Here is a 15,172-nt window from a genome sequence, read left to right as displayed (position 1 = left end):
CCTCCTCGCCCTCCTCGTCGGCGTGGCCGGATACGTCGTGGCGGCACGCCGTACGGACGCCCCTTGGGCCCGCTCGTACGGCGCGTTCCTCAAGCTCGGCCTCGCCGTCATCGGCATCCGCCTGCTCTTCGCGGTCGTCCTCGGCTCCCCGATCCCCGGCACGCACACCCTCATCACCCTCCCGGAAGTGCCGCTGCCCGACTGGGCGCGGGGCGTGCGGATCGGCGGCCGCGTGCATGCCGAGGGCCTGGTCTTCGCGCTGTACGACGGGCTGAAGCTGGCCGCGCTGCTGGTCTGCGTGGGCGCGGCGAACGCGCTCGCCAACCCGGCCCGGCTGCTGAAGTCGCTGCCGGGCGCGCTGTACGAGGCGGGGGTCGCGGTGGTCGTCGCGATGACCTTCGCCCCGAACCTCGTCTCCGACGTACAGCGGCTGCGCGCCGCGCGACGGCTGCGCGGCCGCGCGGACCGCGGTCCCAAGGCCCTCCTCCAGGTGGGGCTGCCGGTGCTGGAGGGCGCGCTGGAGCGTTCCGTGGCCCTGGCGGCGGCGATGGACGCGCGCGGCTACGGCCGTACGGCCCAGGTCCCGCGCGCCGTACGGCACACCACGTCCGTGCTGACGCTGGGCGGCCTGGTGGGCGTCTGCGCCGGGACGTACGGGCTGCTCGCCGACGCGGGCGCCGCCTACGGCACGCCGGTGCTGGTGACCGGGCTGGCGGCGGCGCTGGCCGGGCTGTGGCTGGGCGGCCGCCGTTCGGCCCGTACGCGCTACCGCCCGGACCGCTGGGGCGTACGCGCCTGGCTCGTGTCGGCCTCGGGCGCGGCGGTGGCGGCGCTCATGGTGTGGGCGAACGACTACGCGCCCGCTGCCCTGCACCCGCCCGCCGTACCACTGACCGCGCCCGAACTGCCGTTGTGGCCCGCGGCGTCGATCCTGCTGGGCCTGCTGCCGGCGTTCGTGGCACCGGCTCCGGACTCCAGCCACCCCCGCGACCCCGAGGAGAAAGAACAGTGATCCGGTTCGAGCAGGTGTCGGTCACGTACGGGGACGCGGCCCGGCCCGCGCTCGACGGGGTGGACCTCACCGTTCCCGAAGGCGAACTCTGCCTGCTGGTCGGGCCGTCGGGCGTCGGCAAGTCGACGCTGCTCGGCACGGTCAGCGGCCTCGTACCGCACTTCACGGGCGGTACGCTGCGCGGCCGCGTCACCGTCGCGGGCCGTGACACCCGTACGCACCGGCCGCGCGAACTCGCGGACGTGGTCGGCACCGTGGGCCAGGACCCGCTCGCCCACTTCGTCACCGACACCGTCGAGGACGAGCTCGCCTACGGCATGGAGTCCCTCGGCGTCGCGCCCGCCGTGATGCGCCGCCGGGTGGAGGAGACCCTGGACCTGCTGGGCCTGGCCGCCCTGCGCGACCGGCCGCTCGCCACCCTGTCCGGCGGGCAGCAGCAGCGCGTGGCCATCGGCTCGGTGCTGACCACCCACCCGAAGGTGCTGGTCCTCGACGAGCCGACGTCCGCGCTGGACCCGGGCGCGGCGGAGGAGGTACTGGCCGTACTCCAGCGCCTCGTCCACGACCTCGGCACCACGGTCCTGATGGCCGAACACCGGCTGGAGCGCGTCGTACAGTACGCGGACCAGGTCATCCTCCTCCCGGGCCCGGGCGAGGCCCCGGTGACCGGCACCCCGGCGGACATGATGGCGATATCGCCGGTCCGGCCGCCGGTCGTCTCCCTCGGCAGGCTGGCAGGCTGGGACCCGCTGCCGCTGTCGGTACGGGACGCGCGACGGCGGGCGACCGGTCTGAAGGAGCGCTTGCCGGAAACGGTGGTCCTGCCGAAGCCGCGCGCGGAAAGCCGTACCACCACGACGGAACCCGCCACCGTCACCAACCTCTCCGTACGCCACGGCCGTACGACGGCCCTCCGCGACATCACCCTCTCCACCGCCCCCGGCGAGATCACCGCCGTCATGGGCCGCAACGGCGCGGGCAAGTCCACCCTCCTCCGCAGCCTCGTCGGCATGCACCGCCCCGCCTCAGGCTCCGTCCGCGTGGGCGGAGCCGTCCCGCACCGGACGGCACCGGCCGAGCTGCTGCGGCACGTCGGCCTCGTCCCGCAGGAGCCGCGCGACCTGCTGTACGCGGACACGGTCGGCGCGGAGTGCGCGGCCGCCGACGAGGACGCGGGGGCGGAGCCGGGCACCTGCCGGGCACTGGTCTCGGAGCTGCTGCCCGGGGTGCCGGACGCGACGCACCCCCGCGACCTGTCCGAGGGCCAGCGCCTCGCGCTCGCCCTGGCCGTGGTGCTGGCGGCCCGCCCGCCGCTGCTCCTGCTGGACGAGCCGACGCGCGGCCTCGACTACGCGGCGAAGGAACGCCTGGTGGAGATCCTGCGCGGGCTGGCCGCCGAGGGCCACGCGATCCTCCTGGCCACGCACGACGTGGAGCTGGCGGCGGAACTGGCGCACCGCGTCGTCGTCATCGCGGAGGGCGAGGTCGTCGCGGACGGGCCGACGGCGGAGGTGGTGGTCGCGTCCCCCGCGTTCGCCCCGCAGGTCGCGAAGATCCTGGCACCGCTGCCGTGGCTGACGGTTCCTCAGGTGAAGGCGGCGTTGGAGGAGGCACGGTGAAGGCGACGCACGACCGCCAGGCGCGAGCCGTCCGCCTGGGCCCACGATCGGTCACCGCACTCGCGCTGATCTCCGCCATCGGCGTCATGGCCTTCGGCTGGCCGCTGCTCGCCGACTCGGCATCCGGACTCGCCCACTCGAAGGACGCGCCGTGGCTGTTCGCGGCGATGCTGCCGCTCCTGCTGGGGGTCGTGGTCGCCACGATCGCCGACACCGGCCTGGACGCGAAGGCCATCGCGATGCTGGGCGTGCTCGCGGCGGCGGGCGCGGCGCTGCGGCCGCTGGGGGCGGGGACGGCGGGCATCGAGCCGATGTTCTTCCTGATGGTGCTTTCCGGCCGGGTGCTGGGCCCGGGCTTCGGCTTCGTCCTCGGCTCGGTGTCGATGTTCGCCTCGGCGCTGCTGACGGGCGGGGTCGGGCCGTGGATGCCGTTCCAGATGCTGGCGATGGGCTGGGTGTCGATGGGCGCGGGCCTCCTCCCGGGCCCGGACCGGCTGCGGGGCCGCCGCGAGCTGCTGATGCTCGCGGGGTACGGGGCGGTGGCCTCGCTCGCGTACGGCACGGTGATGAACCTCCAGGGCTGGCCGTACATCGGCTCGCTGGCCTCGGGCGTCTCCTTCGTCCCGGGCGACCCGCTCTCCGACAACCTCTCCCGCTTCGTGGCCTACTGCCTGGCCACGTCCCTGGGCTGGGACCTCCCCCGCGCCCTGGTCACGGTCACGGCCACGCTCGCCCTGGGCCCGGTCCTCCTCAAGGCGCTGCGCCGGGCGACGCGCCGGGCGGCGTTCGAGGCGCCGGTGCGGTTCGAGGACCGGTCGGGGTGACGGCCGCGGTTTCCCGCGGCCAGGCCCCGGTCAGGACTTCGACTCAGGGCTTCGGCAGGGTGTTGACGTAGTTGGTGCCGTCCGCGTAGAAGCCGTCCACGGCCTTCTGGACATCGGCCAGGGGCACGGCACGGTCGGCCTGGTAGTAGAGCCAGTTGACCTTCATGTCCCAGGTGCGCGAGCCCTTGAAGGGGAGGTCGACGAGCCACGCGCTGAAGTGGACGCCCATGCCCTCGCGCGGGAAGTACTTCTTGCCGTCGTGGCTGAAGAGCGTCTGGCCGTCCACGGAGTAGGTGACCTTCCCGTCCATCGCGGTGATCATCATCGTGTGCCAGCCCTGGAGGCTCTGGTTGTGGAAGCGGGTGACCCGGTCCTCCGGCCTGCCGCTGCCGCTGCGCCAGCTCGTGGTGTCGATGCGGGGGCCGGCCGCGCCCCAGCCGCCGTTCGGCATGTACTCGTAGTCGAGTTCGCTGTAGTCGTCCGACTTGTCCTTCGGGGAGATCGTGAAGAAGGACTGGTTGAGGTGGTCGCCGGTGCGGCCGCTGCTGGGCTTGTCGCTGAAGTAGACCCGGGCGGCGATGGTCCCCGTGAAGAATTCGGGGCGGGTGCTCTGCAGCTCGGCCTGCTTGGTGCCCTGCTCGGTCCCGTCGCTGGCGACCCGCAGCCGCAGCGCCTGGCCGCCCTGGGCGCTCGACTCGGCGGGGAAGCTGACGCCGTCGGCCGACCAGGTGCTGGCGATGCCGGGGCCGCCCCCCTCGGTACGGACCTGCCAGCCGTTGGCGGCGAGCGCGGGGTCGGCGGCGCCGCTGTAGTGGAAGTTGTCGAACACGACCCCGGCGGGCGCCGCGGCGGACCGGCCGCGCCCCGGGCGGGGGGTGCCGCCGCCCGGCTCCTCGCCCCAGACGAGTGCGCCGCGGTGGTACGCGGTCACCAGCTTCGACGGCGCGTAGTGGGTGGCCTTGGCGTCGAACGAGCGGTCGTTCGCCTGGTCCAGCTTCTTGCCGTCGAGCCGGTAGAGCTGGAGGCCGATCGCCTCGCTGGTCCCGCCGGGCGCCAGCTCGCCGGCCCCCCGCGTGAAGCCGATTTCGAGGTAATGGTCGGCGCCGGCCGTCTTACCGGCCGTCGCACCTATCCTCTGGGTGATGTTCGAGCAGCCGACTCGCGTCTGGACGCAATTGGCGCCGTATTCGGCCCCGTCGTCCGCGGTGAAGTAATACCGAAGAGTCACGTCGCCGAGGGCCACGGTCTCCTTGGAGTCATTGATGACTTCCAGCCACGGCTTGGCCGTGCCGGTCGTGGCCGGGGCATCGGTCCGGTACCGGACCGTGAGCTGCGCGGATCCGGAGTCGTCGGAGTCCCGCCACAGGAAATAGACCACGGTGCCGACGACGAGCACGGCCATGACGAGCAGGATGTCGAAAAGGACCAGTCCACGACGACGGGAATTGCGGCGGGAATCGCGGCGGGCGCGGCTCACTAAAGCTCCTCAAAGCTCCTCGGTGAGATCGAGATGCAGGGCCGGTGTCAGGTGCACGCGCTTCGCATCACATTCACGAATGGGCATATTCCGCACCATCGTAACCACCACCCGCCGAGGCCTCCGGACCTCCGGTCGACCCACCGGCTCGCCCCGTTCCCCCTCGTCATCCGAGGTCGCGACCCGGATCCGGCACATCCGGAACCGACTCGACGCCGGAGCATTCGCCGCGAGTGTTCTTTATCACTGCTTTACTCGCGGCATGCTTCCGCAAAACTCAACTCGCCCTGTTTTCCGGGGCCGCAGGACTTAATGATCTCCAACTGCGCGATCACGAGGGCCCGTCGACCGGATCGACCCCGTCTGGGCATGCCTGCACGTAAGGTACCTTCTTGCTGAGTTTTCACAGGATCCGCACAGCATGTCGATCTTGTGCGTTTTCATGTGAATCAGGGAGAAGACTTGTCGGGCACCACTGCGCGCCGGGATCACCGTGCGCGTCGCGGCCGTCGCGCGCGCGCCGAAGCGCCGCGCACGACGGGCAGCCGACACCGCAGGGGCCGCGTCTCCCCCGCGGAGGCGGACGGTACCGCCCTCCACGACACCGCCCTCTACGACACCGTGGTCCTCGTTCCGGCGCGGAACGAGGAGGTCGGCGTCTTCACCTCGCTGAACTCCCTGGCCGCCCAGAGTTACCGCCCCGACCTGATCGTCGTGGTGGTCAACAACTCGACCGACCGCACCGAGGAATACGCCCGCCGGTTCGCGGACGACGAGCGGACGCCGCCGACGGTCGTACTGGTCCTCGACGACAACCCGCACAAGAAGGCGGGCGCCCTCAACCACGGCCTCCGCTGGCTGCGGGAGGCCGTCGGAGGCCGGCTGACCAGCAAGGTGCGGCACGTCCTCGTCATGGACGCCGACACCGAGCTGCACCCGAAATTCGTCGAGCGGGCCCGCAACGTCATCGCGTCCGACCCGGAGCTCGGCGGCGTCAGCGCCGCCTGCCTCGGCCGCACCGGCCTGTGGCGCAACCCCTGGCAGCGGTACCTGCTCGGCATGCAGATCATCGAGTACGGACGCGCCGCCAATACCCGGTACCGCCAGGACGTGCACACCATGTCGGGCGCCGGTTCCTTCTACCGGGCCGAGGCCCTGCAGAGCCTGCTCGACTGGCGGGGCGAGGTCTTCTGGGAGGACCACAGCAACCTGGTCGAGGACTACGAGACGACACTCGCTCTCAAGGAATCCGGCTGGAAGGTCACCGCCAACCAGCTCTGCATCGCGTACACCGATCTCATGCCGACGCTGCGCGAGCTGATCCAGCAGCGCGAGCGGTGGAGCCGCGGCACCGTGGACACCCTGCGGGCCCGCGGCTGGACGAAGTTCACCTGGCATTCCATCGCCACCATGATCCTGGGCCTCATCGGTGCCGCCTACATTCTGGGGTGGGGCTCGCCCCACCTCGTGATGGCCGCGAAAAACGGCTTTTCCCAGCAGCCGCTCTTTATGCTGCTCTTCTCTTTCTGGGTCGTCTATCCCGCACTCCGGGTACGGAATCTCGGCTGGAAGGCCATGCTGGTCGAGGCCCTGCTGATTCCGGAGCTGGTGTTCACCGTGGTGCGGACCTACTGGCTCGTCTCGTCCATCGTGAAGTCCTATGTGACCCGCGTATCCGCGTGGAAGTAATCCCTGGAAGTAATTCCGTGGAAATGATTCAAGGAGATCGATGAATTCCCTCAGGGGCTTGGGGGTCTGCGCGGTGCTCGCGGGCATCGCCTACGCGCTGACGCGGGTGGCGGACACCGACCAGCTGCTGCTCGGCATCACCGTCGTGATCATCACCACGTCGCTGTTCTCGTACGCGGCGTCCATCAGGCGGCGCCGGAGGGACCGCCGCGTCGCGGGAGAGTAGGCGCGGGCGGCCGCGGCGCCGCCCGGTCCCGGTCAGTGGTGCAGAGCGCTCTTCCCCTGCCACTGCTCCCACGTCAGGCTCCAGTCGGCGAAGCCGTTGCCCGGGCCGCCGAGTTCGGTGGTGGCCTCCTTGCCCTTGATGGTGACGAGGTCGCCGAGGAGGGAGTCCTTGAACAGCGAGGCGGCGTCGGCGTCGGACATGCCTATGCAGCCCGCGCTGCTGTTGCGTACGCCGAGGTCGCCGTTCGCGTCGGCCCAGGGCGCGGCGTGCAGGTAGCCGCCGGAGTCGCTGAAGCGCATGGCCCAGTACACCTGCTTGTCGTACTCCTTGGGCCCGCCGACCGACGCGGACGTCATGTGGACCTGGTGCTCCTGCGACTCGATGGCGAAGGTTCCGGGCCGGGAGGCCCGGCCGGGTACGGGCTCGCCGCCGGACATGGGGATCGTCCTGACCACCTTGCCGTCGCGGGTGACGGTCAGGGTGTGGGTGTCGAGGTCGGCCACCAGCCGCTGATCGCGGCCTATGGTGAAGGAGCGGTCGAGGGTGCGGGTGAAGTGGCCGTCGCCGGGGTCCACGGTGGTCAGATCGCCCTTGACCCGGACCTTGGTGCCGGGCTTCCAGGGGTCCTTGGGCCGCCAGTCGAGCCGGTCCTGGCCGGTGGGCGTGGTGACCCAGCCCCAGGCGCCCTCGGTGTCATTGGAGGTCTGCACCGTCAGGGCCTTCTCGACGGCCGCCTTGTTCTTCACCGGCTTCGCGAACTCCAGCGCGACGGGCTGGCCGGTGCCGACGGTCTTGCCGTTCCCGGGGATGAGGTCGAAGTCGAGCTCGGGGCCGGTGGTGATTTTCGTCGGTCCGGTGGGCGGGGCCGCTGCCTGGGACATGCGCGCGTCCTGCCGGGACCCGTCGGCAGCCTGACCGCCGCCGCCCGCGCAAGCGGTGAGCGCGAACGTGGCCACGCCGAGGGCGGCCGGCAGTCGTACGAGGGCGCCCGTGCCGTGACGCTGGGCGAACGGGGCGGTGACGCGCGGGGCCGACATGGTGGGCACCTCTTCTCGTGCGGTGATCTTTCCGCAGACAAGGAGGGTCGGAATTGCCGAAAAGGTTCATGTCGGTTCAGTACTGACGATGTGATGATTTGGTAACTGAAACCACAAGCCGTACCGGGGCGCCCCGCGGGGGACCCGCTACGTCCGTCCCACCGCCAGTTCCGCACCCGACAGCGAAGCCAGGATGCCGCCCTCCTGCACCTTCACCCCGCGCAGTTGCAGCTCCCGCGCCTCCTTCGGCAGCTTGAAGGAGAAGGACAGGCGGTCGGAGAGCTCCGGCGGGCGCAGGTGGGTCAGGGCGGTGACGAGCTTGGGGTCGAGGCCGATCCGCTCCAGGAGCCAGGGATGGTCGACCACGACGTCGACGAGGTTGACGCGCGTCAGCCGTTCGACGAAGCGGGGCGCGCCCGTGAGCTCGTGCAACTTCTCCTCGTCCTCCAGGGCCAGCGCGACGTCGTCCTCCGGAACGCCCAGCCGCTCCACCACGGCGGGTACCGACAGCAGCGCCTTGATCCGCGCCGCGTCCTTGCTGATGCGTTCGGCGAGCTCGCGGTGGAGCACGAGGCCCTCGCCGTCGCCCTTGCCGGGGCGATAGGCGACGACACCGGGCACGTCGACGCTCATGTCGCCGATGTCCGTGGCGAGTTCACTGCTGCTGACGATCCGCACCTGGGCCCGCGCCTGTACGTGCACCTCCCACCCCGCGACGGTCAGTTTGCTGTCCGCCTTGACGGCGTCGTCGCTCTGGCGGCTGAACTTGACCTGTGACGCGGCGAGTTCCCGGTTCATGTCGTCGAAGGACAGCTCGACCTCGCCGTCGAGACCGCCGATGACCGCGCCCCGGATGTCGCGCGGCAGATTCCCGGTCAGCCGTATGTCGCTCGCGCTCGCCCGCACCTTCGCCAGCGAAATCCGGTCGGCGGGCACATGCGGCACCGTGACGTCCACCCGCTCCAGACGTTTGTCCAGAACCTGGGTGAGGAACGGAAATCCGTGAATATCCACCTGGGGAGCGGCCGCCAGACGCAGCTCTCCTTGAATCTCCTGCTCGGCCTTCTTCTCCGCGTACATCACCGCCCAGCGGTCCGCGAGCACCAGAAATCCGGCGAGGAAGAGAAAAGCGAGCAGAAACTTGAAGGCCCGGGGCACGGCGGAAAACGGCCTCCGACGCCGCCGCCGCGACCGCCTGACCTTGACCTTGGCCCGGCGGCCCCTTCCCGTACGGCCCGTACGGCCCGTACGGCGGTGGTCGGGCGGGGACCAGGAATCGTCGTCGGCCCCGACGTACGGGCGCGGCGGAGGAAGAACACTCGTCTCCGACAATCCCGGCCCCGGCCCCGGCGAATCCCCCTCTACGTCATCTACGTCCTGAAGCAGTACGGGAATCTCTTGCGTGACGTCGCCGCCGTCCACCCACTCCGAAGCACCCGCGACAGGGCTCGGGTCGGCAAGAGCCGCGAGCTCGTCGTAGGGATGGGGAACGTTGGACGGCATGCGTATGGGGGGGCGCATCGCCTTATCCCACTACAGGCGCCCCCCTCAAAGGCAAGTCCTGCCCCCGGTATGTCCGAAAAGGCGTTGCCGCCCTTTTAACACCCCGCCCGTACGCGGGCGGCATACTCCCGAAAGAGAGTCATATCCGGGTCAGCGCCGAGGCCGTCAGCCGATGGGGTTGACGAAGGTGGCCGGGTGGGTGGCGCCGGTCTGGTCGACGAGGGGGCCCCAGGGCCACTTCACGGTCAGCGCGGTGGTCTCGTTCGGCGGGGTGACGGCCACGGAGGCGGGCATCCAGGTGTGCTCCTCGTTCTTCTGGGCCATGCCGAGGCTGATCGTGAAGTCGGTGCTGTCGCCGGGGCCCAGGGTGATCGAGCCGTGCTTGGCCGAGGAGCGGAGCAGCGACCAGACCTGGCCGCCGTTCTCGGACTTGAGGTCCACACCCGGGAAGCCGCCGATCGTGCAGTCGCGGTTGCCCTTGTTGGTCAGCACGATGCTGGTGGTCGTCGCGCCGCCCGCGTTCGGGTCCGGGGCCGCGTCGCCGCCCATGGCGAACGACGCCTTCAGGCCGGAGGTGTGGCAGCGCTCGATGCCCGAGCCCGCCTTGGCGGTGTCGGCGGCGTGCGTGCCGCCCGACTGCTTGCCCGCGGCGCCCGTCTTGGCGTCCGTCCTGGCGTCCGTCTTGCCGTCCTCCTTGGCACCGCCCGCAGAGGAGCCCGTGCCGCCGGACTCGGCGGCGGCCTTGCCCGTGTCCGCGCTGCTCGCGGGCTTCGCGCCGGTGGCGTCCGAGCCGGAGCAGGCGGTCAGGGCAAGGGCGGCGGCCGCGGTCAGGGCCGCCGCCGCAACGTGCAGGGTGCGGCGGCGAGCGGTGCGGGCAGTGGTGCTGGAGCGCATTTCGGGTCCCCCCAGGACGGTCAGTGTCGTTGTCTCCTCGGTACGTCACCCACTCTGCTCGGGGCCCCTACCGCAAGACTGCCGCTCCGCTAACGCCTGGCTAACGCGGGTGTCAGAGGTCCCTCAGCTGCACATTCGCGTAGTGGCGGGACTGACGCTCGTTGACCGTCCTCAGCGTGGCGAGGTCGTCCGCGAACAAGGCTCGCCAGCCCTCGGCTCCCCCGGCCGGGTCGCACTCCGAGCCCGGGCCACGACCCACCGCGACACCCCGGGGCCTATATAGATTTCTGTATAGTCGAACCATGAGCCGTCCCTGGCAGATCGAGATCGAGCCGGAAGTCCGGCAATGGTTGGAACTCCTCCCGGACGCCCACTACGACAAGGCCGAGCGCGCGGCCGACATGCTCGCCGCCGATCCGACGACACTGGGGGAGCCGTACTCCCGCCACCTCGGCGGGAAAGTACGCGAGCTGCGTTTCACTCTGGACGGCAACGCCGTACGCGTCACGTACTGGCTCGCTCCGGCCCGACGCATCGTCTTACTCACCGTGTTCCGCAAAACCAGGCAGCACGAAGCGGCAGAAGTCGAGCGCGCCCAGCAGGCGCAGAAGGTATGCGAGGCAGACCACGACCCCGCCGAGCACGGCTACGACCGGACCGAGGAGAAGAATCCGTGAACCACTCCCAGTGGAAGACCCGTCGGACCAGGAAGCTCCTGGGCGAGTCGGTCGAGGAGTCCCCTGCCTACGTGGAGGCCGGGTACGCGTTCGCCCTCGGCCAGGCCGTCTACGACCGGCGTACCGAGATCGGCCTGTCGCAGTCCGAACTGGCTCGTCGCGCCGACATGACCCAGTCGCAGATCTCCCGCATCGAGGGCGGTGACTCCGTCCCGACCCTGCCCCTGCTCACCCGCCTGGCCAAGGCTCTGGACGCGTCACTGACCATCGACCTGGACGGCGACAGCTCGGCCTTCACCTTCACCCCGCACGACCACCGACAGCAGGACGAAGCGTCGCCGGGCGGAAACCACTCAGCAGCGTGACGGTGTGCCGTCTACGACCGGACCGCTGCCCAGCTCCAGGACACGGGAGAATCACTCAGCCCGCGGCCGGGGCCGGATGCGGGGGCCCGAGGTAGGGGAAGGCGGTCAGCAGATCGCCGTGCGGGCCGATGTGGTCGCCGGCGACCTTCCCGTTGGTGAGCATGGCCAGCCGGGCCGACGTGACGTCGTCGATGAGGGTGCGCCCGTTGGGGTAGGCGGCGGGCCGCGCGCGGTCGAAGCGCAGGATGTCCGGGAGGACCGTGCGCAGCGCCCGTTCGGCGGCCTGGGCGTCGTAGCCGCCGAAGTGCTGGAGGGCCGCGGTCCACGGCTCGCGGTAGGTGGCCCAGTCCTCGGCCGGTTCGCCCGCGTTGTAGGCCTCCTTGGCCTCCTCGGCGTTGAAATAGGCGGTCAGGGACGGGTGCGCGCCCCGGTCCACGGAGGTGAGCCGGCCGTCCCGCCTCAGGCTCACCCGCGCCCAGACCCCGATGACCGGATCGGCGGAGAGTACGTCGTTCGGCATCTCCAGCACGATGCCGAGGACGTTCTTGTCGGCCCCCCAGTCCACCCCGGTCCACTGGAACTTCTTGACGATGCCGTCCAGGTCGGCGAAGAAGGGGTCGCTGCGCAGCCCCGCGGAGAAGGTGTACGGGCCGGACTCGACCACCACCGGGGCCGAGCCGTTGCCGAGGCGTACGTCAGCGGCGATCCGTTCGCCGGCCGCCTCGTGGGAGCGGGCCTGCGCACCGGTGGCCAGGTGGACGGAGACGGTCTGCTCTCCCCCGCGCACCGGGGAGCCGACGACGCTGAAGGCGACGTCCGCCTGCTGGTCGCCGTCGGTGTCGACGTTGATCCGGTACACCGCGTCCGGGTGGAGCGCCGCGCCCTCGGCGGGCGCGACCGGGTACACGTTCATGATCAGGACCGTACGGTCGCCCGGCACGGTGAACGCGTAGAGGTCGGTCAGGTCGAGCCGGGGGTCGTCCATGGGGGACCGCAGGTTGGGTCCGCTGAGGTGATGAGACATGCGCTCAGCTTCCGTCGCGACCCGCCCGCGCACCGGCCTGACGGCCCCCGCGCCGCGGGGAAGTCACTCGCCCGGACGCCGAGCACACTGCCCACTGGCCCGGCCTCCGGGACCGGTCAGTCCGTGGCCTTGGGGTGGCCGGTGCCCGCGTACGTGATCCAAGCGACGCGACCGGCGTCGTCGAGGACGTACCAGACCCGTCCGCCGGCGGTGACCTCGTACTGCCAGCGCTCCAGGTTCTGCCCCTTGAACGTGGCAGTGCCCAGCTTGCCCTTGAGCCGGTGCTGACGGTCGGGGTTGTCGGCGGCGCGGGGAGCGGCACGGATCCTCTCGAAGGCTCGGCGTAAGTTGCCCGCTGCCTGGCGGCCCAAGTGCTCCCAGCCTTCTGCCGCTTCGGTGGTGGCGAAGCGAAGGTCGTACTCATCGGCAACCGGGGGTGGCGCGGCCCGGTCTCCGCGCTTCGGGCTCACTCCGCCGCCTCGGGCACGGGGACGGGGACGGGACCAAGGTCGCCTTCGGGCTCACGGATGAGGATCGCGTGCAGGGCGGGGTCCGCGTAGACCTCGGCGCTGTGCCGCCACTGGGTGAGCAGGAGCGCGATCGGCGTGAGGTTGTCCAGGGCCACCGCGCCGCGCGCCGTGTCCACCAGCTCGGAGAGCAGGGTGTCGATGTCCTCGGCCGGCAGGAAGGTACTCCACGGCAGAGCCTCGGGCAGAGCCTGGCGCAGGGCGGCGATGTTGTCAGTCCGTACCAGCCCGGCCAGCAGCCGCGAGGTGAAGTCCACAACCGTGGCATCGCGCTCCATCTGGTCGACACGCATCAGCGCGAGGTCCCCCGCGTCACGTCGCCGCAGTCGTAGCGCACGGACGGCGTCCAGCCGACGTGTGGTCGCCGCGGGATGGTGGAGCAGCTCGCTGAAGGGCACATCTTCGTAGGCCGCAGGCATGACATCCACAGTAGCTCGGATATCCATGTGCGAGTAGTGGACACGGAAACGATCACGCCATCCGGGTCGGCGAATTCCTCGAAGGAACGCCGACCGGGGTGCCGTCACCGAGCACGAGAGCTCCCCAGATGCGCGTCCGCGTAGTGGCGGGCCTGCCGCTCGTTGACCGTCCTCAGCGTGTCGAGATCGTCCGCGAACAGAGCCCGCCAGCCCTCGGCGGCCAGGCACTGGCACTCCCGGCACGGGGGCTCCGGCGGCAGCGGGATGCTGGGCGGGCCACCGGTGTGGGGCAGGGGGACGACCGCGGGCCAGGAGCGTGGGACGTTCAGCACGGCGAACCCCCTTCGGCACACAGTTCCTTCTTGTGGTCGCGGAGTTCCCGCGCCGCCAGGGCCAGGCCGCGGGCGCAGTCGAAGGCGGACTGGAGCCCGTTCCCGGGCTTGAGAGTCTCCGCCCGGTGCAGCGCTTCCGCCGCGCTGCTCTCGGCCGCGGCGCGGCGCGGGTCGTCGGCGGGCAGGGCCGCGGCGGCGGCCTGTACGGCGGCGGCCGTCTTCTTGAGGTAGAGGCGGAGGACGGCCGTGGCGGACGTGATCCTGCCCATGGGCGGCGAGACGTGGGTGGGGGCGCCCAGGACCGCTCTGATCGCCCATTCGATGCCGTCGTCGCCTTCGGCGCGTGGCGGGGTGGGGGCTGCGTGGGCCATGGCGGTGCCGGGGCATACGAGCATGACGAGGTGATCTCCTTACGGGCCGAGCGGGGTGCGGGAGCAGGGGCCGAGGTGTGTGCCGCGACGCAGCGGGCATCACCACACTGGATTCGAACACAGCGTCAATCGAAGGGAGTTGGGCTCCTGGTTCCCACAACAAGTATCCGCCCGGACCCCTAGGCTCGGCCCCGTTGAGGTCTCTCCTCCGGTGAGAAGATATTTGGGGGTTACAGCCATGTCCGCATCCAAGCGGCTCGACCCGTCACAGAACCGCCTCATCCGGCTCGGCATGGCGATCCGCACCCTGCGAGAGGCCAAGGGGTGGTCCCAGGCCGACCTCGGCAAGGCCATCAGGCTGTCGAATGTCTCGATCTCGAAGTTCGAGACCGGAACCGCGTTCCCGGTCCGGGAGGTCGCGGAAGCGCTCGACCAGGCCCTCGAGGCCGACGGGAAGCTTCTTGAGATTTGGGATCAGCTCAACGACGACCCCTCGGCGAAATGGGTCCAGAAGTACTTCGCCCATGAGTCGAAGGCAATCGAGATCCATCACCTCGCCAACTCCATGCCAGCTCTGCTGCAATCCGACGAGTACATCAGAACCATCCTCCAGGTCGGTATGCCTCACTACGGCGGAAATCTCGACGAGAAGGTCGCATACCGACACCGCAGGCGAGCGATCCTCGACCGCCCCGACCCTCCGTTGTTCAGAGCGGTCATCGCCCAGTCGGCCCTCGACTACGTCGTTGGCAATGCCGACATCATGCGAGGGCAGCTCCTGCACATGCTCGACATGCTGACGCGCGCCAACGTCGAGCTAAGAATGATCCCGTTCGCCGTCAACGGACTGAAACGCGATCTCGGCATGACCCAGATCATGACCTTCAGGAGAGATCGGAAGATTGTCTACCGGAGCGGACCGACCGATGCAGGCATCTACATCACCAATCCGTTTGAGATCGCCCAATACACAGCCTTGTACGATCAAATTTGGCGCGACGCCCTACCCGCCCACGAGTCAATCAACGTTATCGATAAGGCACTTGAGGAGAAATATCCGTGTGCACCGTCCGGCCTAACCTGCCCATAGCCACGTGGCGCAAGAGCAGCCACAGCCTCGCCGAGAACGACTGCGTCGAGATCGCCGCCCACCAATTCCCCGACTCCGTCCCCATA

Annotated in this window: 19 protein-coding genes; 9 read left to right on the top strand and 10 right to left on the bottom strand. The window is 70.2% G+C overall.

The window, feature by feature from the left end:
• The 3 genes from K6I34_RS16260 to K6I34_RS16250 all read left to right on the top strand — a co-directional run.
• The coding region (locus K6I34_RS16260) for a CbiQ family ECF transporter T component (protein WP_229326750.1) at positions 1–1,012 on the top strand (1,012 nt) is incomplete at its 5' end.
• Entirely contained in the window at positions 1,009–2,631 is a 1,623-nt protein-coding gene (locus K6I34_RS16255; RefSeq protein ID WP_229326748.1) for an ABC transporter ATP-binding protein, read from the top strand. The genes K6I34_RS16260 and K6I34_RS16255, both read left to right, overlap by 4 nt.
• Positions 2,628–3,455 carry an ECF transporter S component gene (locus K6I34_RS16250; protein ID WP_229326746.1) on the top strand — a complete coding sequence of 276 codons (828 nt, stop codon included), beginning with the start codon at positions 2,628–2,630 and terminating at the stop codon, positions 3,453–3,455. The genes K6I34_RS16255 and K6I34_RS16250 overlap by 4 nt, the downstream gene beginning before the upstream one ends.
• Positions 3,456–3,498: 43 nt before the next feature.
• On the opposite strand, the gene K6I34_RS16245 is transcribed toward K6I34_RS16250, so the two are convergent.
• A complete protein-coding gene (locus tag K6I34_RS16245) occupies positions 3,499–4,932 on the bottom strand; it encodes a cellulose binding domain-containing protein (protein WP_229326744.1) in 1,434 nt (477 codons plus the stop codon).
• Between the two features lie 462 nt (positions 4,933–5,394).
• Here K6I34_RS16245 and K6I34_RS16240 point away from each other — a divergent pair, with 462 nt between their 5' ends.
• Together K6I34_RS16240 and K6I34_RS16235 are read left to right on the top strand one after the other, a co-directional pair.
• Positions 5,395–6,621 (top strand): glycosyltransferase family 2 protein, encoded by a 1,227-nt coding sequence (locus K6I34_RS16240; protein WP_229326742.1) that lies wholly within the window; start codon positions 5,395–5,397, stop codon positions 6,619–6,621.
• Between the two features lie 40 nt (positions 6,622–6,661).
• A complete protein-coding gene (locus tag K6I34_RS16235; RefSeq protein WP_229326740.1) occupies positions 6,662–6,847 on the top strand; it encodes a hypothetical protein in 186 nt (61 codons plus the stop codon).
• 32 nt (positions 6,848–6,879) lie between these two features.
• On the opposite strand, the gene K6I34_RS16230 is transcribed toward K6I34_RS16235, so the two are convergent.
• The 4 genes from K6I34_RS16230 to K6I34_RS16215 form a co-directional block, all read right to left on the bottom strand.
• The gene (locus tag K6I34_RS16230) at positions 6,880–7,884 is read right to left on the bottom strand and encodes a L,D-transpeptidase (RefSeq protein WP_229326738.1); all 1,005 of its coding nucleotides are present in this window, start codon (positions 7,882–7,884) and stop codon (positions 6,880–6,882) included.
• A gap of 147 nt (positions 7,885–8,031) precedes the next feature.
• The gene (locus K6I34_RS16225) at positions 8,032–9,042 is read right to left on the bottom strand and encodes a DUF2993 domain-containing protein (RefSeq protein ID WP_229326736.1); all 1,011 of its coding nucleotides are present in this window, start codon (positions 9,040–9,042) and stop codon (positions 8,032–8,034) included.
• 510 nt (positions 9,043–9,552) lie between these two features.
• Positions 9,553–10,281 (bottom strand): DUF4232 domain-containing protein, encoded by a 729-nt coding sequence (locus K6I34_RS16220; protein ID WP_229326734.1) that lies wholly within the window; start codon positions 10,279–10,281, stop codon positions 9,553–9,555.
• A gap of 112 nt (positions 10,282–10,393) precedes the next feature.
• Positions 10,394–10,540, bottom strand: coding sequence for a hypothetical protein (locus K6I34_RS16215; RefSeq protein WP_229326732.1), 147 nt, complete (start codon positions 10,538–10,540; stop codon positions 10,394–10,396).
• A 43-nt stretch (positions 10,541–10,583) separates the two neighbouring features.
• On the opposite strand from K6I34_RS16215, the gene K6I34_RS16210 reads away from it, so the two are divergent.
• Both K6I34_RS16210 and K6I34_RS16205 read left to right on the top strand, forming a co-directional pair.
• Positions 10,584–10,958 (top strand): type II toxin-antitoxin system RelE/ParE family toxin, encoded by a 375-nt coding sequence (locus K6I34_RS16210; RefSeq protein ID WP_229326730.1) that lies wholly within the window; start codon positions 10,584–10,586, stop codon positions 10,956–10,958.
• Positions 10,955–11,323, top strand: a complete 369-nt coding sequence (locus K6I34_RS16205) for a helix-turn-helix domain-containing protein (RefSeq protein ID WP_229326728.1) — start codon at positions 10,955–10,957, stop codon at positions 11,321–11,323. Before K6I34_RS16210 ends, K6I34_RS16205 begins: the two co-directional genes overlap by 4 nt.
• 55 nt (positions 11,324–11,378) lie before the next feature.
• Here K6I34_RS16205 and K6I34_RS16200 read toward each other — a convergent pair whose 3' ends face one another.
• From K6I34_RS16200 to K6I34_RS16180, 5 genes are all read right to left on the bottom strand, one after another.
• Positions 11,379–12,347 (bottom strand): DUF4331 family protein, encoded by a 969-nt coding sequence (locus tag K6I34_RS16200; RefSeq protein WP_229326726.1) that lies wholly within the window; start codon positions 12,345–12,347, stop codon positions 11,379–11,381.
• Between the two features lie 116 nt (positions 12,348–12,463).
• A complete protein-coding gene (locus K6I34_RS16195; protein WP_229326724.1) occupies positions 12,464–12,817 on the bottom strand; it encodes a hypothetical protein in 354 nt (117 codons plus the stop codon).
• Positions 12,814–13,293, bottom strand: coding sequence for a hypothetical protein (locus K6I34_RS16190; RefSeq protein WP_229326722.1), 480 nt, complete (start codon positions 13,291–13,293; stop codon positions 12,814–12,816). The genes K6I34_RS16195 and K6I34_RS16190 overlap by 4 nt, the downstream gene beginning before the upstream one ends.
• Before the next feature lie 104 nt (positions 13,294–13,397).
• Complete coding sequence (locus K6I34_RS16185; RefSeq protein ID WP_229326720.1) at positions 13,398–13,625, bottom strand: hypothetical protein; 228 nt, start codon at positions 13,623–13,625, stop codon at positions 13,398–13,400.
• On the bottom strand, positions 13,619–14,020 hold the full coding sequence (locus K6I34_RS16180; RefSeq protein ID WP_229326718.1) for a DUF6415 family natural product biosynthesis protein: 402 nt from the start codon (positions 14,018–14,020) through the stop codon (positions 13,619–13,621). Before K6I34_RS16180 ends, K6I34_RS16185 begins: the two co-directional genes overlap by 7 nt.
• 214 nt (positions 14,021–14,234) lie before the next feature.
• Here K6I34_RS16180 and K6I34_RS16175 point away from each other — a divergent pair, with 214 nt between their 5' ends.
• Positions 14,235–15,086 (top strand): helix-turn-helix transcriptional regulator, encoded by an 852-nt coding sequence (locus K6I34_RS16175; RefSeq protein ID WP_229326716.1) that lies wholly within the window; start codon positions 14,235–14,237, stop codon positions 15,084–15,086.
• Positions 15,056–15,172: DUF397 domain-containing protein (locus K6I34_RS38895; protein WP_374230939.1), on the top strand; the 117-nt coding region annotated here is incomplete at its 3' end. The genes K6I34_RS16175 and K6I34_RS38895, both read left to right, overlap by 31 nt.

Source organism: Streptomyces sp. UNOC14_S4, from assembly GCF_020740835.1.
GTDB lineage: Bacteria > Actinomycetota > Actinomycetes > Streptomycetales > Streptomycetaceae > Streptomyces.
This window is presented reverse-complemented; position numbering and strand designations above follow the sequence as displayed.